This is a genomic window from Ferrovibrio sp., assembly GCF_964218355.1.
Lineage (GTDB): Bacteria > Pseudomonadota > Alphaproteobacteria > Ferrovibrionales > Ferrovibrionaceae > Ferrovibrio.
The window spans coordinates 14651-34704 of the sequence record NZ_CAXPMC010000026.1 but is presented as its reverse complement, the minus strand read 5'-3'; the positions used below and the strand labels follow the sequence as shown (position 1 = coordinate 34704).

The window sequence follows — 20054 nt, the reverse complement described above, 5'->3', positions numbered from 1 at the left end:
TTCAGACCTTGTGATACCGGCGGTACCAGTCGACGAAACGCGGGATGCCGACCTCGATCGGCGTGACCGGATTGAAACCGAGATCGTGGCTGATCGCCGAGATGTCGGCATAGGTAACCGGCACATCGCCTGGCTGCATCGGCAGCAGTTCCTTGTCGGCCTTCCGGCCGATGGCGGTTTCCAGCACCTCGATCAGGCGCAGCAGCGGTTCGGGTTTGTTATTACCGATATTGTAAAGCCGGTAGGGCCGGCCGCTCTCGTCGGGCGGCGGCGGATTGTCGAGCACACGGATCACGCCGTCGACGATGTCGTCGATATAGGTGAAATCGCGCTGCATGTCGCCGTGGTTGAACACCTGAATCCGGCGCCCTTCGATGATTGCCCTGGTGAAGATATAGAGCGCCATGTCGGGGCGGCCCCAGGGACCGTAGACGGTGAAGAAGCGCAGGCCGGTCTGCGGAAAGCCGAACAGATGGGTATAGGCGTAGCTGATCAGTTCGTCCGCTTTCTTGGTGGCGGCATAAAGCGACACCGGCGAATCGACCCGGTCCTCGACGGCGAAGGGAAGCTTGGTGTTGCCGCCGTAGACCGACGAGGACGAGGCATAGACGAAATGCTCGCAGTTCGGCAGATGCCGGGCCAGTTCCAGCATCGCCGTGTGGCCCATCATGTTGGCCCGGATATAGGCATAGGGATTGATCAGCGAGTAGCGCACGCCGGCCTGCGCCGCCAGATGGACGATGCGCCGCACATCGGCCTTGCCGACCGCCGCCTTCACGTCCTCCGGTTCGGCGATATCCACCTCGCAAAATCTGAACCCGTTATGGCCCTGCAACTGCGCGAGTCGTGCGCGCTTGAGCGCCGGATCGTAATAATCGTTCAGATTATCGAGACCGATCACTTCGTCGCCACGCGCCAGCAGGACCTGTGCTACATGGAATCCGATGAAACCCGCCGCGCCAGTGAGAAGAATGGCCATCCGTAATGTCCGGGAATGGGAGGTGTGCCTGGTTGACTACCGAAGGGTAGATACCAGAATCACTTGAAAGAGCAACCGGCCCCGCCCCACCCTGCCCGGACAGGATTCTTCTCGACAGACGGCGGAGTCCCGCGCTAGATAGGTCAGCATTGCTTACCTATTTATGGGCAGGCACAGGAGGAAACAGATGCTGGCGAATGTCACGCTGGACGACAAATACACCCTGGAAAAGGGCCGGGTTTTCCTGACCGGAACCCAGGCGCTGGTGCGCCTGCCGATGCTGCAGCGACAGCGCGATCTTGCCGCCGGCCTGAACACCGCTTGTTTCATCTCCGGCTATCGCGGCTCGCCGCTGGGCCTGTTCGACCAGCAGCTCTGGCGCGCCCGCAAATTCCTCAAAGCCAACCACATCGAGTTCCAGCCCGGCGTCAACGAGGACCTCGCCGCCACCGCGGTCTGGGGCAGCCAGCAGCTCAATCTGTTCCCGAAGGCGAAATACGACGGCGTCTTTTCCATGTGGTACGGCAAGGGCCCCGGCGTCGACCGCTCGATGGATGTGTTCAAGCATGCCAATTCCGCCGGCACCTCGCCCCATGGCGGCGTGCTGGCCCTGTGCGGCGACGACCATGGCGCTGCTTCGTCGACCGTGGCGCATCAGTCCGAGCACATGATGATGGCCGCGATGATGCCGATGCTGAATCCGGCCAGCGTGCAGGAATTCCTCGATTACGGCCTGCTCGGCTGGGCAATGTCGCGCTATGCCGGCGTCTGGGTCGGCTTCAAGTGCCAGACCGAGACGGTGGAAAGCTCGGCCAGCGTGTCGATCGACCCGGCCCGCCTGCAGATCGTCTATCCCGAGGATTTCCGGATGCCGCCGGGCGGCCTGAACATCCGCTGGCCCGACGGCATCCTCGAGCAGGAACTGCGCCTGCAGCAGCACAAGGCCTATGCCGCGCTGGCTTTCGCCCGCGCCAACCATATCGACCGCGTGGTGATCGACAGCCCGAAACCGCGGCTGGGCATCATCACCACCGGCAAGTCCTATCTCGATGTGCGCCAGGCCTTCGACGATCTGGGCCTCGACGATGCGCTGGCTGCCGAGATCGGCATCCGCCTCTACAAGGTCGGCATGGTCTGGCCGCTGGAGCGCGAGGGTGCCCGCCATTTCGCCGAAGGCCTCGAAGAGGTTCTGGTGGTGGAGGAAAAGCGCGCCATCATCGAGAACCAGCTGAAGGAACAGCTGTATAACTGGCGCGAGGACGTGCGGCCGCGCGTGGTCGGCAAGTTCGACGAGGCCGGCGAATGGATCCTGCCATCGTCGGGCGAACTCTCGCCGGCCATGGTGGCCCGGGCGATCTACAAGCGGATCCGGAAATTCCACACCAGCCCGCGCATCGAGGAACGCATCGCCTTCCTCGAACAGCAGGAAGCCGAGCGCAAGGCGGCTGCCGCCGGCACCGCCAAGGCCCAGCGCATGCCGTATTTCTGCTCGGGCTGCCCGCACAACACCTCGACCCGGGTGCCGGAAGGCAGCCGCGCCGTGGCCGGCATCGGCTGCCATTTCATGGTCCAGTGGATGGACCGCTCGACCGAGACCTTTACCCAGATGGGCGGCGAAGGCGTGCCCTGGGTGGGCCAGGCGCCGTTCACCGAAGAGAAGCACATCTTCGCCAATCTCGGCGACGGCACCTACTTTCATTCCGGTCTGCTGGCGATCCGCGCCAGCATCGCGGCGAAGGTGAACCTGACCTACAAGATTCTGTACAACGACGCCGTGGCCATGACCGGCGGCCAGCCCCATGACGGCCAGCTGACCCCGCCCGACATCACCAAGCAGGTCTATGGCGAAGGCGTGAAGAAGATCGTCGTCGTCACCGACGAACCCGACAAGTATCCGGTCGGCACCGACTGGGCGCCGGGCGTGACCATCCGCCACCGCGACGAACTGGATGCCGTGCAGCGCGAACTGCGCGAGATCGAGGGCGTCACCGTCCTGCTCTACGATCAGACCTGTGCCGCCGAGAAGCGCCGCCGCCGCAAGCGCGGCACCTTTCCCGATCCGGACAGGCGCGTCTTCATCAACGAGGCGGTCTGCGAGGGCTGCGGCGACTGTTCGGTGAAGTCGAACTGCGTCTCGGTCGAGCCGCTGGAAACCGAACTCGGCCGCAAGCGCAAGATCAACCAGTCCTCCTGCAACAAGGACTTTTCCTGCGTCAACGGCTTCTGCCCCAGCTTCGTCACCGTGCATGGCGGCCGCGTCAAGCGGGCGAAGGTGAAGGTTGCCCAGGGCCCCGGCGCCGCGGATATCGATGCGCTGTTCGCCGGCCTGCAGCAGCCGGAAACTCCGGCGCTGGACCAGCCCTACAATATCCTGATCACCGGCATCGGCGGCACCGGCGTGGTGACCATCGGTCAGATTCTCGGCATGGCCGCGCACATCGAGGGCTACGGAACCTCCGTCCTCGATTTCACCGGCCTCGCCCAGAAGAACGGCGCGGTGCTCAGCCATGTCCGCATTGCCAAGACGCCGGATGACATCCATGCCGTGCGGGTCGCTGCCGGCGGCGCCAGCCTGCTGCTGGGCTGCGACATGGTGGTGGCGGCCGGCGATGCGGCGCTGGAGAAGGTGCATCGCGGCTCGACCCGGGCAGTGATCAACACGCATCTGACGCCGACGGCGGCCTTCACCCTGAATCCGAACCTGAAATTCGACGACGACGCCATGGTGCAGGCGATCCGCAAGGCGGCCGGCGAAAACCTGTCGGAATTCCTCGAGGGCACCCGCATCGCCACGGCGCTGATGGGCGATGCCATCGCCACCAACATGTTCATGCTGGGCTATGCCGTGCAGCGCGGCCTGATCCCGGTCTCGCTGGATGCGCTGCTGAAGGCCATCGAGCTGAACGGCACCGCCATCGAGGGCAATATCCGGTCGCTGAACTGGGGCCGGCTCTATGCCCAGAACCCGAAGGCGGTGGAAGACATCGCGCGGCCGGCGATTCCGCCGGCCGAGCTGAAAACCTTCGCGAAGACCGCCGACGAGCTGCTGGCCGACCGCCTGCCGCGTCTGGCCGCCTATCAGAACGCCGCCTATGCCGAGCGCTACCGGGCCCTGGTGGAAAAAGCCGTCGCCGCCGAAAGCCGGCAGGCGAAGGGCATGACCGGCTTCGCCGAAGCGGTCGCCCGCTATGCCTACAAGGTGATGGCCTACAAGGACGAATACGAGGTGGCGCGGCTCTATACCGATGGCAGCTTCCTGAAGCAGCTGAATGCCCAGTTCGAGGGCGACTTCCGGCTCAGCTTCCATCTGGCCCCGCCGCTGACCAATCATCCTGACCCGGTCACCGGCGAGGCGAGGAAAAGCGTCTACGGCCCGTGGATGCTGCGCGCCTTCGGGCTGCTGGCGAAGCTGAAGGGCCTGCGCGGCACGGCCTTCGACATCTTCGGCTACACCGAAGAACGGAAGCTGGAGCGCCAGCTGGTCGCCGACTATGCCGCGCTGGTCGAGGAACTCTGCGCCGGCCTCGGCCCGGACAGCCATGCGCTGGCCGTGCAGCTGGCCTCGATCCCCGAGGAGATCCGCGGCTATGGCCATGTGAAGCTGCGCAACCTGAAGGCCGCGCGCGGGAAATGGGCAAAGCTGCTGGAAACCTTCCGCAGCCCCGCAGCGCCGGTGGCAACCGCAGCGGAGTGACATCCCGAAACCCCAGGCCGGCCCGGATCGCACCGGGCCGGCTTTTTTGTGGCTGCCGCCACGGCATGCCGTGGCGGCATTACCGGAAAGGTTATTGCCAGCCGGGCAGCGGCGTGGCGGAATGCCGGCCATGACCGATGCCACGCCCATACAGACGGCTGCCGCCGCCCCGGAAAGCATCACCCTGCACCGGGCCGAGGGCACGTTTTTCACGCTGTCGATCTACCCGGCCGCCGATCCGGCCGCGCCCGCGATCCTGATCCAGCCGGCGATGGGCGTGAAGGCAGGCTATTACACGCCGCTGGCGACGGCGCTGCAGCAGGCCGGCAACAACGTGGCCGTGGCCGAACTGCGCGGCCATGAGGAACGCGGCGGCCGCCGGCCCGGCTGGCGCTACGATTTCGGCTATCACGAGATGCTGACCGAGGACTGGCCGCAGGCGGTGATCGCCGTGAAGGCGCGCTTCCCGGCAGCGCCGCTCTATCTCTACGGCCACTCGCTGGGCGGCCAGATCAGCAGCATCTATGCCGCGCATCATCCGGAACAGCTGGCCGGCCTGATCCTCACCGCCGTGAGCTCCGTGCACTGGAAGCTGTGGCCGCTGCCCTTCTGGCCCTACAGCCAGGCGGCGGTGTTGGCCGGCCGGCTGCTCGGCCATTTCCCCGGCGGCACATTCCGGTTTGCCGGCCGCGAGGCGCGCGGCGTGATCGCCGACTGGGGCCGGCAGGCACGCACCGGGCGGTTCCGGTTCGGCCGGCCGCGGAAGACCGACCACGATTCCGTGCTGGCAACTCTGACCCTGCCGGTGCTGGCGATCTCGCTGCAGGGCGATTTCTTTGCGCCGAAGCATGCCATGAACGACATCGTGCGGCGCTTCCCGAAGGCCGCCGTGACGCGCCATCACCTCGATCCGCAGGCGCTGGGTTTCGAGGGGATCGACCATTTCCGCTGGGTGCGCAGGCCGCAGGTGGTGCTGCCGCAGATCCGCGACTGGCTGGCGGCGCGCGGGCACTAGCCCGTCAGCGCTCGACGATCCAGCGCACCACGAGGCCGGTGGGCGGGCCGGTGAACAGCGCAAAGGCCGCCACCCGCAGCGCGGTGAGCGGCGCGGCGGACTCCGTCCACGCCAGCAGCACGCCGATCAGCGCCACGAAGACGCTGATCAGCACGGCGATAGCCATATAGGCCTGGCGCGACCGCAGCCAGGGCGTGTCGTCCCGGCAGGCCCAGATCGCGCCGAGGGCCGGCGCGCCGAACAGCAGGGCGGCGAGCAGCGCGAAGGGCAGCCCGAGGCTGGCCATGATCGGCCACAGGCCCAGCGTGCCGAGCAGGAGATCGGCCGCCACCAGACCATCATCGGATTTCATCATGGCGGTCAGCACCATGTTGAAGCTGACGGCAAGGGTACCGCAGACCAGCGCGACGATGCCGCCAGCCAGCAGCGCCAGCAGGCCACGCAGGCTCCAGCGCAGGAAGGCACCGTCAAGCGGCGGCAATCAGCGTCCCTCGTAGCATTTCACTTCGGTGCGCTCGCCGCTCTGCATGTCCGGGTCTTTCACCCGGAAGATTTCCATGGTGCCGCGGTTCTTCAGCTTGCATTCGCCCAGCGGCAGCCAGGACGAGCGCAGGGTGACGATGATGTATTCATCGGGCCGCAGCCGGTCGGGCGCGCAATAGCGCATCACCTCGCGCGGCTTCACGCCCACGGTGCTGCGGCCGCGATCCTTGCGGGTGATGGTGACCGGCCAGTTATACTGCGTGAGATTGGCCACCGAGACGCAGGCCTGGGCATCGTCGGTGACGATGCCGGGCACGATATTCGGGATTCCGGGGCCCTGCTGGGCGCCGGCCGTGCCGGCCAGCAGGACGGCCAGCAGCGCCGCCGCGCCGGACGCGAATCCGGAGCGGCCGGCCATCCGCCTACTCCGCGGCCTGCGCGTCGGTCTGCATGCCGAGCGCATCCATGTAGACCTGCAGCAGGCTTTCCTGCTCGGCCAGTTCGGCGCGGTCGAGTTTGCGCAGCTTGATCACCTGGCGCAGGATCTTGGTGTCGAAGCCATGTGCCTTGGCCTCGGCATAGACCTCGCGGATATCGTCGGCCAGCGCCTTCTTCTCTTCCTCCAGCCGCTCGATGCGGGCGACCAGCTGGTTCAGCTGGTCGGCGGAGAAGTTGCCGGAGATGAGTTTGGTGGCCATGGGCGCTACCTCGGGAAGCGGAAGGAATGTCGGGTGGGCTGGCGGCGGATTATAGCGGCGGGTCCCGCCGGTCCAACCGCCGCACCGGACTTATCCACAGGAATGCGCCGCCTGTGGACAAGTCCCTGCGGGCGTCAGTGCTGGTGTGCCTTGATCGACTCGGCAAAGGCCTTCTGCTGCTCGGGCGAAGCCTCTTTCTGGTATTTCGCCTGCCATTCGGTATAGGGCATGCCATAGACGATCTCGCGCGCCGCCATCTTGTCGATCTCGATGCCCCTGTCCTTCGCCGCCTCCTGGTACCAGTTGCTCAGGCAGTTGCGGCAGAAGCCGGCCAGGTTCATCAGGTCGATATTCTGCACGTCGGTACGGCCGCGCAGATGCTCGACCAGGCGGCGGAAGGCTGCGGCCTCCAGCTCGGTGCGGGTCTTGTCGTCGATGTCGCTCATGCCATCCTCCGTCACGCCGGTATCTCGAAATTGACCGTCTCGGCCGCCAGCCAGTCGACCACGGCCCGCAGGGCCGCGGCCTTGTCCTGCCCGGAATCTAGGGCGGCGCGATAGACATGCAACTGCCGCTGGGCCGAGGTGCCGCGGGCCAGGATGCCGCGCGCGCGTTCGACCTCGGCCAGACAGCCGAGTCCCGCCGCCTCCTCGCGGGTCAGTTCGATCAGTTCTTCCAGCAGCCCGGCATAGGGCATGGCGACACCCTTGCCGAAATCCACCAGGTTGCCGGCGATGCCGTAGCGCTGGGCCAGCCAGCGATTCTCGTCGATCAGGGTATTGGCATAGACCCGCCAGCGCTGGTTCTTCTGCCGCAGCCGCAGCAGCATCGACAGCAGGCAGAGATACAGGGCGGCGATGCACAGCCCGTCATCCAGACGGGTGCAGACATCGGTGACCCGCAGCTCCAGGGTCGGATAGCGCGCCGAGGGGCGGATGTCCCACCACAGCTTGCTGGCATCCTCGATCAGCCCGGCCTGCATCAGGCGGCTGACCATGCGCTGGTATTCGCCCCAGGATTCGAAGCGTTCCGGCAGGCCGGTGCGCGGCAGGCTGTCGAATACCGACAGCCGGTACGACTGCAGGCCGCTTTCCTCGCCCTGCCAGAAGGGCGAGGAGGTCGACAGTGCCAGCAGATGCGGCAGGAAATAACTGACCTGGTTCATCAGGTCGATGCGCAGATCCTCGTCCGGGATGCCGATATGCACATGCATGCCGCAGATGATCAGGCGCCGGGCAACGCCGGCAAGATCTTTCGCCAGCCGGTCGTAGCGTTCCTTCTCGGTATGGCGCTGGTCGCTCCAGCGGGCGAAGGGATGCGTGGAGGCGGCAATCGGCGCCAGGTCATGGCGGGCGGCGACATCGGCCACGGCACGGCGCAGGCCGACCAGGTCGGTGCGCAGTTCGCCGAGATTGCGGCTGACCCTGGTCGACACCTCGATCTGGCATTTGAGGAATTCCGGATTGACCTGGCCGCCGACCAGGCCCTCGCATTCCGCCAGCATCGCCTCCGGCGGCTCCACGGCCAGCGCGCCGCTGGCGCGCTCGACCAGCAGATACTCTTCCTCGATGCCGATGGTGAAATCCGACGCGCTCAGCATGCCGGCACCGGAACGGCAATGCCGGCAGCCGCCAGCATGCGGCGGAAGCAGCGGTCGAGCCGCGCCGCCCATTCGGCGGCCCCGGCCGTAGTCTCCACGCGGTCCTGCCGCAGCTCGACCATCACGTGATGCAATCCCCTGTCCTGACCGTGCCGCAGGATCGAGACACCGGATTCCGTGCGGCCGCTGTAGGGTTCGTTGTCGCCGACCACGAGGTCACCCTCGTCGCGCAGGGCCTGCAGCAGGGGGGCTGCCAACCGGTCGTCGCGGTCCCACACCACGCCGACATCCCAGGGCCGGTCGACCGGGCGGCTGCGCATCTGCGGCGTGAAACTGTGGATCGACAGCAGGGCCGGCATGGCATGGCGGCGGCATGCCACCGCCATCACCCGGTCGATCTCGTCATGATAGGGCCGGTAATATGCGTCGATGCGGCGCTGGCGTTCGGCCGCATCGATGGACCGGTTGCCCGGCACCGGCGTGCCGTCGCTGCTTTCGCAGATCAGCGTCGCCTCGTCGAGCCGGCGGTTGCAGTCGATCAGCAGCCGCGAATAGCCGGCCAGCACCGCCGGCGCATCCAGCGAAGCCGACAGCGCCTCGGTGATCGCAGCCGTGCCCGGGTCCCAGCCGATATGGCGGCGCAGTTCCGCCGGCGGCAGGCCGAGATTGTGCAATGCGGCGGGCACCGCATGGCTGGCATGGTCGCAGATCAGCACGACAGGCGCATGGCCGCCGGGGTTGAGAAGGCGGAAAACGGGTGGATCGGACGGGATCATGGGCGGGGATGCGGCAGACGGGGTTCAGGGATGAAACGGAACAGGTTTCCGGACCGGCGGGTTTGCATCTGGCCGGTAGGCTGCTTAAGCTTGCGCCGGTATCCAGGCATCATAACCGAAACAAGATCGTGCTGCACCATATCGCCATTGTCGGCAGCGGTCCTTCCGGACTGTTCTGCGCCGACGCCCTGCTCCGCCAGCGTCCCGACCTCAAGATCGACGTCTTCGACCGGCTGCCGACACCCTACGGCCTGATCCGTTTCGGCGTCGCCCCCGATCACCAGGGCACCAAGGCGGTGACCCGGCAGTTCGACCGCCTGTTCGGCAGCGGCTCCCTGCGTTTCATCGGCAATGTCGGCATCGGCACCGAGCTGCCGCTGGCCCGGCTGATGGAAACCTACGATGCCGTGATCCTTGCCCTGGGCGCCCATGCCGACCGCAGCCTCGGCATCCCCGGCGAGGACCTGCCGGGCCGCTACGGCTCGATGGCTTTCGTCGGCTGGTATAACGGCCATCCGGATTTCCGCGACATCGCGCCGCTGCTCGACCGGCCGGCGGCAGCCGTGATCGGCCAGGGCAACGTCGCCGTCGACATCGCCCGCCTGCTGGGCAAGACCGCGCAGGAACTGGCCGCCAGCGACCTGACCGCCCATGCCATGGCGGCCCTGGGCAGCACTGCGCTGACCGACATCCACATGATCGGCCGCCGCGGCCCCGTGGAAGCCAGCTTCACCACCGCCGAACTGGCCGAACTGGGCCGGCTGGAGAATCTCCGCCCGGTGGTGGCGAAAGCCGACCTGCCGGAGGCCCTGCCCGCCGGCCTCGACCCCGCCGAGGCGCGGGTGAAGGAAAAGAACCTCGCGCTGCTGCATGAATTTGCCGCCCGCACCGACGAGAAGCCGGTGAAGCTGCATTTCCGCTTCCACAGCGCGCCGGAAGCCGTGCTGGGCACGGGCCGGGTCGAGGCCCTGAAGCTGAAAGGCAGCGATGCACCGCTTTCTACCGGCACCGTGATCAGCGCCATCGGCTACCGCACCGAGACCCAGGGCGACCTGCCGCGTGCGAATGAGCGCGGCCTGCTGGAGAATGACGAGGGCCGCATCGCGCCGGGCCTGTATGTGGTTGGCTGGGCCAAGCGCGGCCCCAGCGGCACCATCCCGACCAACCGGGCCGAGGCCAAGGCGGTGGCCGACCGCATCCTTGCCGACTATAACGGCGATGCCCGTCCAGCCCGGGCCGGCAGCGATGCCATCGACGCCCTGCTGAAACAGCAGGGCCTGGCCGCCATCGACTGGGCCGGCTGGAAACGCATCGAGGCGGCCGAAACCGCCGCCGCCCGCCAGGGTGCGCCGCGCGAGAAGCTGGCCGACTGGACCGGCCTGCGCCAAGCGGCGGCCGGCTGAAGGAAAGGCTGCCCCATGCAGCTCTACAATCTCGATGCCTCGCCCTATGCCGCCCGCGTGCGCCTGCTGCTGCGGGCGCGGGGTGCGCAGATCGATCTGGTGCCGCCGCCGGGCAAGGACGAGTTCCGCGCCATCACGCCATTGGGCAAGGTGCCGGCCCTGAAACTGGATGACGGCAGCATCCTGCCGGAATCGGACATCATCTGCGGCTATCTCGATGCCGTGCTGCCCGGCCCGTCGCTGTGGCCGCAGGACCCGGCGGCACGCGCCCGCATCGCGCTGGTCGTGCGGCTGGCCGATCTCTACCTGTCGCCCGGGCTCAGCGATTTCTTCACCATCCTGTTCACCAACCCGGGCGACCGTGATGCCCTTGCCGCGCTGGCGCCGGGCATCGCCCGCGGCCTGAAATATCTCGACCATTATGTCGCACCGGGCCCCCATGCGGTGCCGGGCGGCTTCAGCCAGGCCGACTGCGCACTGGCGCCGATGCTGTTCTATGTCGACGGCATGCTGGCGGCGATGACCGGCGGCAGCCTGCTGGAAAAGCGCCCCGCCCTGCTCGCCTACTGGCAGGCGATCCGGCAGGACCCGATCGCCGCGCCGGTGCTGGCCGAGATGCAGGCCGCGCTGAAAAAATACGACAGGATGCTGCAGGCGGCCGGTCAGGCCGCGCAGCAATGAGCGGCGCCCGCGCGGCGCAACGGCCCTAGGGCCTGCGGGAGGGTCAGCGCATGGCATTCTGCACCGAAGCGGCCATGGTGCTGTATTACGACATCGCCGGCGACACCGCCGATCATGACGACTGGCACACCTACGAACACATGCATGAACGGCTGTCGGTGCCCGGCTTCATGCGGGCCAGCCGCTGGGTCGCCGCCGATGCGGCCACCGCGCCGCGCTATCTGGTGGTCTACGAGGTGACCGGCACCGACATCGCCACCGCGCCGGCCTATCTGGAGCGGCTCAACAATCCCACGCCCTGGACCAGCGCGATGATGCCGCGCTTCCGCGGCATGGTGCGCGGCTTTGCCGCCGCCACCGCCGGTGCCGGCTTCGGGCTTGGCTGCGCCGCCGTTTCGCTGCGCTTCGCACCGCAGCCTGGCCGCGAACAGGCCCTGATCGACAGTCTCGGCCGCGACATCCTGCCGGCCATGGCTTCGCGGCGTGGCATGGCCGGCCTGCGGCTGCTGCGCCCGGCACCGCCGCCGCCGATGACCAGGGAACAGGCGATCCGCGGTGCCGATGCGCCGCTGGCCTGGCTGCTGCTCGCCACCGCCTATGATGCCGGCGCCCTGCAGGATGCCGTGGCCGACCATTGCGGCGGCGCCGCGCTGAAACAGGCCGGTGCCGCGCCGGGCATCGCGGCCGGCCGCTACAGCCTGCATTACACGGCCAGCGCGCCGGAGGCCGCCCGCATCTCGCCCAATCCGCCGCTGCGCCCGGACCTGCGCCAGGCCGCAGGAGTGCGCCGGTGAGCGCCGCCGATCCCGGCGGGGCATCTGCGGCGCCGTCGATGCTGCCGGTCTGGCCGGTGCTGGCGGCCACCACCACCACGCAGTCGCTGACCACCCTGAGCGCGCTGGCCCTGTCGGCGGTGGCACCGAAGGCTGCCGCCGATCTCGGCATCGGCCCGGCCCTGGTCGGCTACCAGGTCAGCCTCGTCTATGGCGGTGCGGTGATCACCTCGCTGATCGGCGGCGGCTTCGTCGCCCGGCTGGGCGCCACCCGCACCAGCCAGATCGCCCTGTGGCTGGCGGCGGCCGGCTGCCTGCTGTCGGCGATCGGCACGCTGCCGACCCTGGCGCTGGGCGCGCTGGTGATCGGGCTGGGCTATGGCTGCACCAATCCCGGCGCCTCGCATCTGCTGGCCCGCACCGACAGCGGCGGGCACATGAACCTGATCTTCTCGATCAAGCAGTGCGGCGTGCCGATCGGCGGCATGCTGGCCGGCCTGCTGATCCCGCCGATCACCCTGGCCTTCAGCTGGCGTGCCGGCCTCGCCACCGTCGCCGCGCTGGCCCTGCTGGTCAGCGCGGCGCTGATGGCCTACCGCCGTAACTGGGATGCCGACCGCCAGCGCACAGCCCGGCTGTTCGTCTCGCCGCTGGCCGGGCTGCGGCTGATCTGGCGGCATCCGATCCTGCGCTGGCTGGCGCTGTGCTCGTTTGCCTTCTCGGCCGTGCAGCTCAGCCTGGTCAGCCTGCTGGTCACCTATCTGGTCACGGAAGTGCAGATCGACCTTGTCACCGCCGGCGGCCTGCTGGCGATTGCACAGGTGGCCGGCGCGTCCGGCCGCCTCGGCTGGGGCTGGCTGGCCGACCGGCTGCGCTCGGGCTCGAAGGCGATGATCCTCAACGGCCTGCTGGCGGCGGCGGCGGCGGTCGCCACCGCTTTCGTCACCGGCGGCTGGCCCTGGCTCGGCATCGCCGCCGCGGTGGCGCTGTTCGGCTTCTGCGCCATCGGCTGGAACGGGGTGTTCATGGCGGTGATCGCCCGCCAGGCACCGCGCGACAGCATCGGGCTGGCCACCGGCGCCACGCTCAGCATCACCTTCGCCGGCGTGGTGGTCGGCCCGTCCGGCTTCGCCGCCCTGCATGACGGAATCGGCCTGACCTATGCCAGCGGCTATCTCCTGATGGCGGCGATCACCCTGGTCGGCGTGTGGTGCATGGTGCAGGCCCGCAAGGGCATTCCGCCGCGCTGACGCGCTGGGGGCATTCCGCCGCGCTGACGCGCTGGGGGCATTCCGCCGCGCTGACGCGCTGGGGGCACTCCGCCGCGCTGACGCGCTGGGGGCACTCCGCCGCGCTGACGCGCTGGGGGCACTCCGCCGCGCTGACGCGCCGGGCGCCGTCAGCGGGTGATGTCGCTGATCCTGAACCGCACCAGCATGCGCTTCGGATATCCCGTCGCATCCGGCGGCATGGCAAACGGCTGGGCCAGCCGCATGGCGCGGAAGAACGTCTCCAGCGCGATCACCCCGTCGCGGGCAGCGGGATCGTTCTTCACCGTATCCCAGCGCGGCCCCATCATCGCCCGCATGTCCCAGGGATCGTTCTTGCCGAAGGGCGGGCCCAGCATGCCGTCGGGCAGCACCACATAGCTGCCGGCCAGTTCGACATCCTTGAACTGCGGCGCCTGGAAGTCGATCACCCAGCCATTGACGATCTGCGCCAGGAAGAAATCGCTTTCCGACTGCGTCATCACCGGACCGCCCGGGCCGGCGGCGGCCCCGGTTCCCGCCTGCCGGTTGCCGGCCTGCGCCTCCGGCTGCGGCCGCGCCGGCGCCGGGCGCTCGGTGGCCCTGGGGGCCGGGCCGGGCTGTTTCGGCGGTTCCGGCGCCGGCTTTGCCGGCTCGGTGACCGGCGCCCGGCTGCGCGCCCTGTCGCCCGGTGCGGGCGGGGCCTGGGATTCTTCGGCCACCGGCGCCCGCTGCAGCTGCGGCACGGCCGGCGGCGGCAGCGGGATCGGCGCCGGCGTTTCCCGCGGCGGTTCGGCCTTCGGGGCCGGCGGCTTCGGCGGCTCCGGGAAGACCATCTCGATCGGCGGCGGCGCGGGCGGCGTCAGCCGCCAGGTCCATGGCTGGGCCAGCAGCAGCAGGACCAGCAGCAGATGCAGCAGCAGCGAGGCCAGCACCGCCAGCCAGAGCCGGCGGCCGGTGTCGGGGCCATTCCCCGGCGGAAGGAGTGAAACTGCGTGCATACCAGACACTTAGCGCTGCCGTAGCGTCAGGCCAAGGCTTTTGCCCGAGACGATGGCCTCGGCTATAACCGATTGTCCGACAATTAAGAAGCCACCGGAGAGAAACGTGACCGATCCAGTTGTCCCCAGCGTTGCCTATGCCGTCCGCGACGGCATCGCCGTCCTGACCGTCGAGAACCCGCCCGTCAACGCGCTGAGCCAGGGCGTCCGCGCCGGCCTGATCGCCGGGCTGGACCGGGCCGATGCCGATCCGGCCGTCAGCGCCGCGGTGATCATCGGCGGCGGCCGCACCTTCATCGCCGGCGCCGATATCAGGGAATTCGGCAAGCCGCCGCTGCAGCCCTACCTGCCCGACGTGCTCAAGCGCATCGAGGCGATGCAGAAGCCGGTGGTGGCTGCCCTGCATGGCACGGCGCTCGGTGGCGGCTTCGAGGTGGCGCTGACCTGCCACTGGCGCGTCGCCGTCGAGACCGCCCAGGTCGGCCTGCCGGAAGTGAAGCTCGGCGTCATCCCCGGCTCCGGCGGCACCCAGCGGCTGCCGCGCCTGATCGGCCCGAAGCTGGCGCTGGACATGATCGTCTCCGGCAATCCGGCCCCGGCGAAGCGCGCCCTGGAACTCGGCGTGATCGACCAGATCGTGGCCGGCGACCTGCTCGACGGCGCGCTGGCCTTCGCCAGGACCGTCGTCGCCGAAAAGCGCCCGCTGCGGCTGGTGCGCGACATGGACGAGAAGATCACCGGCACCGACCCGGCCGTGTTCGAGGAATACCGCAAGAGCATCGCCCGCAAGGCGAAGGGCTTCCTCGCCCCGTGGCGCTGCATCGATGCCGTCGAGGCGGCGACCAAGCTGCCGATCGACGAGGGCCTGCTGAAGGAACGCGAATTCTTCTTCGAATGCATGGGCAGCCCGCAGCGCAAGGCGCAGATCCATGCCTTCTTCGCTGAACGCGAGGCGGCCAAGATTCCCGGCCTGCCCGACGACGTGAAGCCGAAGAAGATCGCCTCGGCCGCCGTGCTCGGCGCCGGCACCATGGGCGGCGGTATCGCCATGAACTTCGCCAATGCCGGCATTCCGGTGAAGCTGCTGGATGTCTCGCAGGAGGCGCTGAGCCGCGGCCTCGGCGTGATCGAGAAGAATTACGCGACCTCGGTGGCCCGCGGCAGCATGAAGCAGGACGCCATGGACCGGGCGATGAAGCTGATCACCGGCACCCAGCATTTCGAGGATATCGGTGATGCCGACATCGTCGTCGAGGCCGTGTTCGAGGAGATGGGCGTCAAGAAGGAGGTGTTTGCGAAGCTCGACAAGGTGATGAAGCCGGGTGCCGTGCTCGCCACCAACACCTCGACGCTGGATATCGACGAGATCGCCGCCAGCACCAAACGGCCGCAGGACGTGATCGGCACGCATTTCTTCAGCCCGGCCAATGTGATGAAGCTGCTGGAAAACGTGCGCGGCGCGAAATCCTCGCCCGAGACCATCGCCACCGTGATGGCGATGGGCAAGCAGCTGAAGAAGGTCTCGGTGCTGGCCGGCAACTGCGACGGCTTCATCGGCAACCGCATGCTGCATGGCTATCTGCGCGAGGCGAATTTCCTGCTCGAGGAAGGCGCCCTGCCGCAGCAGGTGGACAGGGCGCTGGAGGAGTTCGGCCTCGCCATGGGGCCGTTCCGCATGGGCGACCTGGCCGGCCTCGATGTCGGCTGGCGCATCCGCAAGGGCAAGGCGCATCTGCGGCCCAGGGACGAGCGTTATTCCCCGGTCGCCGACCGGCTCTGCGAGCTCGGGCGCTTCGGCCAGAAGACCGGCGCCGGCTTCTACAGATACGAGGGCCGCGATGCCCTGCCCGATCCGGTGACCGAGGAGATCATCCTCGCTTCGGCAAAGGAGCAAGGCATTGAACGCAGGGCGATTTCCGACGAGGAGATCGTCCAGCGCTGCATGTATCCGCTGGTCAACGAGGGGGCGAAAATCCTCGAGGAGGGCATCGCCATCCGCGCCAGCGATATCGACATCACCTACCTTTTCGGCTATGGCTTCCCGGTCTATCGGGGCGGGCCGATGTTCTGGGCCGAGCAGATCGGCCTCGACAAGGTGCTCGCCACGATCCGCGGCTTCCACAAGATCCACGGCAAGTTCTGGGAACCGGCGCCGCTGCTGGTCCAGCGCGCCGAAGCCGGCAAGGGGTGGAACGACCGCTGAAGACGGGTTTTCGCTTCAGAGGATATGCAACAGTTCGATGTCTGAACCTGCTGCCGCCATTCCGGGCGCCAATGATCCGATTGGCGCCCGGCGTACGTTTGCCATCATCGCGCATCCGGACGCCGGCAAGACCACGCTGACCGAAAAGCTGCTGCTGTTCGGCGGCGCCATCCATCTGGCCGGCGCCGTCAAGGCCCGCGGCGAGAGCCGGCGCGCGCGCTCGGACTGGCTGAAGATCGAGCAGCAGCGCGGCATCTCGGTCTCCACCTCGGTGATGAATTTCGAATACCAGGGCTGGACCTTCAACCTGCTGGACACGCCGGGCCACGAGGATTTCAGCGAGGACACCTACCGCACGCTGACCGCCGTCGACAGCGCGGTGATGGTGCTCGACGCCGCGAAAGGCATCGAGACCCAGACCCGCAAGCTGTTTGAGGTGACGCGGCTGCGCGACATGCCGATCATCACCTTCGTCAACAAGATGGACCGCGAGAGCCAGGACCCCTTCGCCCTGCTCGACGAGGTCGCATCGACCCTGGCGCTGGACTGCGTGCCGGCGAACTGGCCGATTGGCATGGGCCACGATTTCCGCGGCTGTTACGACCTGTTCTCCGGCCGCCTGCTGATCACTGGCAAGGAGAACAGGAATCTCGAACCGGAAGTGATCATCCTGGAGAAGGGCCTCGACGATCCGCGCGCCGCCGAGCTGCTGCCGGAGGTGCAGCTGGCCAAGCTGCGCGAGGATATCGAGCTGATCCAGGTGGGCTATCCGGAATTCGATGCCGAAGCCTATCGCCAGGGCCACATGACGCCGGTCTATTTCGGCACCGCGCTGAAGAATTTCGGCGTCGACGAACTGCTGAAGGGCCTGGGCCATTTCGCGCCGCCGCCGCAACCGCAGCCGGCGGAAGGCCGCATGGTGATCCCGACCGAGAAACCGGTCACCGGCTTCGTGTTCAAGGTGCAGGCCAACATGGACAAGAATCACCGCGACCGGGTGGCCTTCCTGCGGCTGTGTTCCGGGCATTTCAAACGCGGCATGAAGCTGAAGCAGGTGCGCAGCGGCAAGCCGATCACGGTCAGCAACCCGACGCTGTTCTTCGCCCGCGACCGCGCCCTGGCCGACGAGGCCTGGCCGGGCGACATCATCGGCATTCCCAATCACGGCACCCTGCGGGTCGGCGACACGCTGACCGAGGCCGAGGAGCTGCGTTTCACCGGTATTCCCAATTTCGCGCCGGAAATCCTGCGCCGGGTGCGCCTGTCCGACCCGATGAAGGCCAAGCATCTCCAGCGCGCGCTGGAAGACCTGGCCGAGGAAGGCGTCACCCAGGTGTTCCGGCCGCGCATCGGTTCCGACTGGGTCGTCGGCCTGGTCGGCCCGCTCCAGCTTGATGTTCTGGCGGCCCGGCTGGCCGAGGAATACGGGCTTGAGGTCGGCTTCGAGCAGGCCCCCTACGAGACCGCGCGCTGGGTATCGGGCGAGACCGACCGCGACCTCGACGACTTCGTCGCCCAGAATCGCGGCACCATCGCCGACGACCGCGACGGCGCCCCGGTTTTCATGGCTCGCAATGCCTGGGAATTGTCCTATATCGAGAAGAAATGGGATAAGATCAGGTTCCATGCGACGCGCGAACGCTCATAGCCCCCTGCCCCGCCGCCGCCTGCTGGCCCTGCTGGCCGGCGGCGTGCTGCTGCCGGCGGCGCTGGCCGCGCCGGCACGGGCGGCCGGCGGCGGCGACAAGAAGGAAAAGAAGGAACGGCCACCCGGCGTGCCCGACAAGCCGCCGGTGAATTCGCCGCAGCTGGTGGTGGAGGCCGTCACCGCGCCGGTGGCACCGTCCAGCACCGTCATCATGACCCTGACCGTCGATTGCGGCACCGTCGAGAATGCCCGTGCCGTCGACAACTACATGCCGCGTGTCTACAACGCGGTGATCATGGAACTGAACCGCGAGCCGCTCGGCAAGGATGGCCGGCTTTCGGATGTCGATCTCGACCGGCTGAAGCGCCGCCTGCTGTTCCAGATCAACAGGGCACTGAAGGACGGCCCCCAGATCAGCGGCGTCTATGTCCGCAGCCTGCAGGAAGTGCCGCGCCGCTAGTCCCGCCCGGCCGGCTAGCCCTGCATGGCATGCGCGCGGCCGCCATTCTGCCGCTGCATCACCCCCGCATAGATCCGCATCAGCGCCCGCACCACCGGCGGGCAGGCCGACAGCACGGCATTCAGGTTGGCCGCGTTGATGATCTCGCAGGCGGCCGGCTCGCGCACCACCGCGGTGGCGCCGCGCGGGCCGCCGCTGAGCAGCGACAGGTCGCCGAACACCTCGCCGGGCCCGACGCTGCGCAGCCTCTCGTCCTCGCAGCCCGGAATCTCGCGCAGCAGCTCGACCCGGCCGCTCTGCACCAGGAAGGCGCTGTAGCCGGGCTGGCCGGCACGGAAGATCACGTCGCCGGCGGCATAGACCTTGCGGTCCAGAACCCGCAGGGCGCCGCGTTCGGACAGGACCGGCGCCGCATCGCCCATAGCGGCACCGGCAAGAGCGCCGTCATCGCCGGCACGCTCGCAGCCCTGGGCATGGCGGATGTTGCGGATATAGGTCTGCAGCAGATAGCGCGCCAGCGGCGGCGAGGCATCCAGCGCGCGGTCGAGCGCGGCGCCGGTGATGCGGCGGCAGCTGGTCGGCTCGATGGCAACCACGCTGGCTGACCGCGGCGCCGGGTCGATCAGCGCCATTTCGCCGACCACGCCGCCCTCGCCCAGTACCGCCAGCCGCACCTTGGCATCGTCGACCGTGCGGAACACCTCCACCCTGCCGGACAGGATCAGGTAGCAGAAGGCGCCCTGGTCGCCCTCGCGGATCAGCGTGGCGCCGCGGCCGAAAGTGAAATCCTGCTCGCCCTGTTCGCTCATGCTGTCGCCGCCTCCTTCATCGCCTCAGTCGTCATGCGAGAACAGGATCGCCTTGGCACGGATGTCGTCGATGCTGGCCATCAGGTCGTCGATGCGGCCCTCGATCTGCTGCGCCGCATGGCGCGCGGTCGAGAGTTCCTCCTCCACCGCCTGCAGCATCGCCTGCCGCGCCGTGCCGATCACGGCGCCGTTCGGCTGCGCCGGAAAGCTGACGCATTTGGCGGCAAAGCGCCGCACCGCCGAGGCGGTCGGCAGCCGCCCGAGCAGCAGCTGTGCCGGCAACGCCACCACCTGCCAGACACCGTCGGCGCCATAGACCGCAAAATCGCCGCGGCGGAAGCCGCTGACGGCAGTGGCCCCGCTGCCCGATGCCCCGCTGCCCGATGCCCCGCTGCCGGGCGGCAGCGCGATCTCGGCGGCTTCCCAGCCGAAGGCCTGCAGCTCCTGGGCGCCGGCGGCAAGACCGTCCTGCGCCAGATCCTGCCCGTCCGGAACCTGTCCGTCCGAATCCTGCTGGCCTGAATCCTGCCGGCCCGAATCCTGCTGACCTGTCTGGTTCATCCTGGTCTCCGTTGCCGGCACGC

At 68.1% G+C, this 20054-nt stretch carries 19 protein-coding genes; 9 read left to right on the top strand and 10 right to left on the bottom strand.

Going from position 1 to position 20054, the window contains the following annotated elements:
* Nucleotide 1: 1 nt before the first annotated feature.
* On the bottom strand, nt 2-979 hold the full coding sequence (locus ACEQZY_RS18130) for an NAD-dependent epimerase/dehydratase family protein (RefSeq protein WP_341704140.1): 978 nt from the start codon (nt 977-979) through the stop codon (nt 2-4).
* A 187-nt stretch (nt 980-1166) separates the two neighbouring features.
* Between ACEQZY_RS18130 and ACEQZY_RS18125 the strand changes: the two genes are divergently transcribed.
* Both ACEQZY_RS18125 and ACEQZY_RS18120 read left to right on the top strand, forming a co-directional pair.
* A complete protein-coding gene (locus ACEQZY_RS18125) occupies nt 1167-4673 on the top strand; it encodes an indolepyruvate ferredoxin oxidoreductase family protein (protein ID WP_370156298.1) in 3507 nt (1168 codons plus the stop codon).
* 130 nt (nt 4674-4803) lie between these two features.
* Nucleotides 4804-5688, top strand: a complete 885-nt coding sequence (locus ACEQZY_RS18120; RefSeq protein WP_370156296.1) for an alpha/beta fold hydrolase — start codon at nt 4804-4806, stop codon at nt 5686-5688.
* 4 nt (nt 5689-5692) lie between these two features.
* Here the strand turns inward: ACEQZY_RS18120 and ACEQZY_RS18115 are convergent, their stop codons facing one another.
* From ACEQZY_RS18115 to ACEQZY_RS18090, 6 genes are all read right to left on the bottom strand, one after another.
* A complete protein-coding gene (locus ACEQZY_RS18115; protein ID WP_341704143.1) occupies nt 5693-6169 on the bottom strand; it encodes a hypothetical protein in 477 nt (158 codons plus the stop codon).
* Complete coding sequence (locus tag ACEQZY_RS18110; RefSeq protein ID WP_370156294.1) at nt 6170-6589, bottom strand: hypothetical protein; 420 nt, start codon at nt 6587-6589, stop codon at nt 6170-6172.
* A gap of 4 nt (nt 6590-6593) precedes the next feature.
* Nucleotides 6594-6869 carry a DUF2312 domain-containing protein gene (locus ACEQZY_RS18105; protein WP_341704145.1) on the bottom strand — a complete coding sequence of 92 codons (276 nt, stop codon included), beginning with the start codon at nt 6867-6869 and terminating at the stop codon, nt 6594-6596.
* 134 nt (nt 6870-7003) lie between these two features.
* Complete coding sequence (locus tag ACEQZY_RS18100; RefSeq protein ID WP_370156292.1) at nt 7004-7315, bottom strand: DUF1244 domain-containing protein; 312 nt, start codon at nt 7313-7315, stop codon at nt 7004-7006.
* Between the two features lie 11 nt (nt 7316-7326).
* Entirely contained in the window at nt 7327-8469 is a 1143-nt protein-coding gene (locus ACEQZY_RS18095) for a carboxylate-amine ligase (RefSeq protein WP_370156290.1), read from the bottom strand.
* On the bottom strand, nt 8463-9245 hold the full coding sequence (locus tag ACEQZY_RS18090; RefSeq protein ID WP_370156288.1) for an N-formylglutamate amidohydrolase: 783 nt from the start codon (nt 9243-9245) through the stop codon (nt 8463-8465). The genes ACEQZY_RS18095 and ACEQZY_RS18090 overlap by 7 nt, the downstream gene beginning before the upstream one ends.
* A 128-nt stretch (nt 9246-9373) precedes the next feature.
* Here ACEQZY_RS18090 and ACEQZY_RS18085 point away from each other — a divergent pair, with 128 nt between their 5' ends.
* Genes ACEQZY_RS18085 through ACEQZY_RS18070 form a run of 4 tightly spaced genes read left to right on the top strand, consistent with a single transcriptional unit; the run spans nt 9374 to nt 13352 of the window.
* Entirely contained in the window at nt 9374-10648 is a 1275-nt protein-coding gene (locus tag ACEQZY_RS18085; protein ID WP_370156286.1) for an NAD(P)-binding protein, read from the top strand.
* A gap of 15 nt (nt 10649-10663) precedes the next feature.
* Complete coding sequence (locus ACEQZY_RS18080) at nt 10664-11329, top strand: glutathione S-transferase family protein (protein ID WP_341704150.1); 666 nt, start codon at nt 10664-10666, stop codon at nt 11327-11329.
* Between the two features lie 50 nt (nt 11330-11379).
* On the top strand, nt 11380-12123 hold the full coding sequence (locus tag ACEQZY_RS18075; protein ID WP_370156284.1) for a hypothetical protein: 744 nt from the start codon (nt 11380-11382) through the stop codon (nt 12121-12123).
* Nucleotides 12120-13352, top strand: a complete 1233-nt coding sequence (locus ACEQZY_RS18070) for an MFS transporter (protein WP_370156283.1) — start codon at nt 12120-12122, stop codon at nt 13350-13352. The genes ACEQZY_RS18075 and ACEQZY_RS18070 overlap by 4 nt, the downstream gene beginning before the upstream one ends.
* A gap of 149 nt (nt 13353-13501) precedes the next feature.
* Here the strand turns inward: ACEQZY_RS18070 and ACEQZY_RS18065 are convergent, their stop codons facing one another.
* Nucleotides 13502-14350 carry a hypothetical protein gene (locus ACEQZY_RS18065; protein ID WP_370156281.1) on the bottom strand — a complete coding sequence of 283 codons (849 nt, stop codon included), beginning with the start codon at nt 14348-14350 and terminating at the stop codon, nt 13502-13504.
* Between the two features lie 106 nt (nt 14351-14456).
* On the opposite strand from ACEQZY_RS18065, the gene ACEQZY_RS18060 reads away from it, so the two are divergent.
* Genes ACEQZY_RS18060 through ACEQZY_RS18050 form a run of 3 tightly spaced genes read left to right on the top strand, consistent with a single transcriptional unit; the run spans nt 14457 to nt 18661 of the window.
* Nucleotides 14457-16553, top strand: a complete 2097-nt coding sequence (locus ACEQZY_RS18060; protein ID WP_370156279.1) for a 3-hydroxyacyl-CoA dehydrogenase NAD-binding domain-containing protein — start codon at nt 14457-14459, stop codon at nt 16551-16553.
* 37 nt (nt 16554-16590) lie between these two features.
* Nucleotides 16591-18201, top strand: a complete 1611-nt coding sequence (locus tag ACEQZY_RS18055; protein WP_370156277.1) for a peptide chain release factor 3 — start codon at nt 16591-16593, stop codon at nt 18199-18201.
* Nucleotides 18179-18661, top strand: coding sequence for a hypothetical protein (locus ACEQZY_RS18050; RefSeq protein ID WP_370156275.1), 483 nt, complete (start codon nt 18179-18181; stop codon nt 18659-18661). Before ACEQZY_RS18055 ends, ACEQZY_RS18050 begins: the two co-directional genes overlap by 23 nt.
* Before the next feature lie 14 nt (nt 18662-18675).
* Here ACEQZY_RS18050 and ACEQZY_RS18045 read toward each other — a convergent pair whose 3' ends face one another.
* Together ACEQZY_RS18045 and ACEQZY_RS18040 are read right to left on the bottom strand one after the other, a co-directional pair.
* Nucleotides 18676-19470 carry a cyclic nucleotide-binding domain-containing protein gene (locus ACEQZY_RS18045; protein WP_341705710.1) on the bottom strand — a complete coding sequence of 265 codons (795 nt, stop codon included), beginning with the start codon at nt 19468-19470 and terminating at the stop codon, nt 18676-18678.
* A 24-nt stretch (nt 19471-19494) separates the two neighbouring features.
* Nucleotides 19495-20031 carry a hypothetical protein gene (locus ACEQZY_RS18040; protein WP_370156272.1) on the bottom strand — a complete coding sequence of 179 codons (537 nt, stop codon included), beginning with the start codon at nt 20029-20031 and terminating at the stop codon, nt 19495-19497.
* Nucleotides 20032-20054: the final 23 nt, after the last annotated feature.

Bases quoted from the DNA above. Each gene is read 5' to 3' on its own strand.
- ACEQZY_RS18130 (WP_341704140.1), bottom strand. From the start codon at position 979: ATGGCCATTCTTCTCACTGGCGCGGCGGGTTTCATCGGATTCCATGTA.
- ACEQZY_RS18125 (WP_370156298.1), top strand. From the start codon at position 1,167: ATGCTGGCGAATGTCACGCTGGACGACAAATACACCCTGGAAAAGGGC.
- ACEQZY_RS18120 (WP_370156296.1), top strand. From the start codon at position 4,804: ATGACCGATGCCACGCCCATACAGACGGCTGCCGCCGCCCCGGAAAGC.
- ACEQZY_RS18110 (WP_370156294.1), bottom strand. From the start codon at position 6,589: ATGGCCGGCCGCTCCGGATTCGCGTCCGGCGCGGCGGCGCTGCTGGCC.
- ACEQZY_RS18105 (WP_341704145.1), bottom strand. From the start codon at position 6,869: ATGGCCACCAAACTCATCTCCGGCAACTTCTCCGCCGACCAGCTGAAC.
- ACEQZY_RS18100 (WP_370156292.1), bottom strand. From the start codon at position 7,315: ATGAGCGACATCGACGACAAGACCCGCACCGAGCTGGAGGCCGCAGCC.
- ACEQZY_RS18095 (WP_370156290.1), bottom strand. From the start codon at position 8,469: ATGCTGAGCGCGTCGGATTTCACCATCGGCATCGAGGAAGAGTATCTG.
- ACEQZY_RS18090 (WP_370156288.1), bottom strand. From the start codon at position 9,245: ATGATCCCGTCCGATCCACCCGTTTTCCGCCTTCTCAACCCCGGCGGC.
- ACEQZY_RS18080 (WP_341704150.1), top strand. From the start codon at position 10,664: ATGCAGCTCTACAATCTCGATGCCTCGCCCTATGCCGCCCGCGTGCGC.
- ACEQZY_RS18075 (WP_370156284.1), top strand. From the start codon at position 11,380: ATGGCATTCTGCACCGAAGCGGCCATGGTGCTGTATTACGACATCGCC.
- ACEQZY_RS18065 (WP_370156281.1), bottom strand. From the start codon at position 14,350: ATGCACGCAGTTTCACTCCTTCCGCCGGGGAATGGCCCCGACACCGGC.
- ACEQZY_RS18055 (WP_370156277.1), top strand. From the start codon at position 16,591: ATGTCTGAACCTGCTGCCGCCATTCCGGGCGCCAATGATCCGATTGGC.
- ACEQZY_RS18050 (WP_370156275.1), top strand. From the start codon at position 18,179: ATGCGACGCGCGAACGCTCATAGCCCCCTGCCCCGCCGCCGCCTGCTG.
- ACEQZY_RS18045 (WP_341705710.1), bottom strand. From the start codon at position 19,470: ATGAGCGAACAGGGCGAGCAGGATTTCACTTTCGGCCGCGGCGCCACG.
- ACEQZY_RS18040 (WP_370156272.1), bottom strand. From the start codon at position 20,031: ATGAACCAGACAGGTCAGCAGGATTCGGGCCGGCAGGATTCAGGCCAG.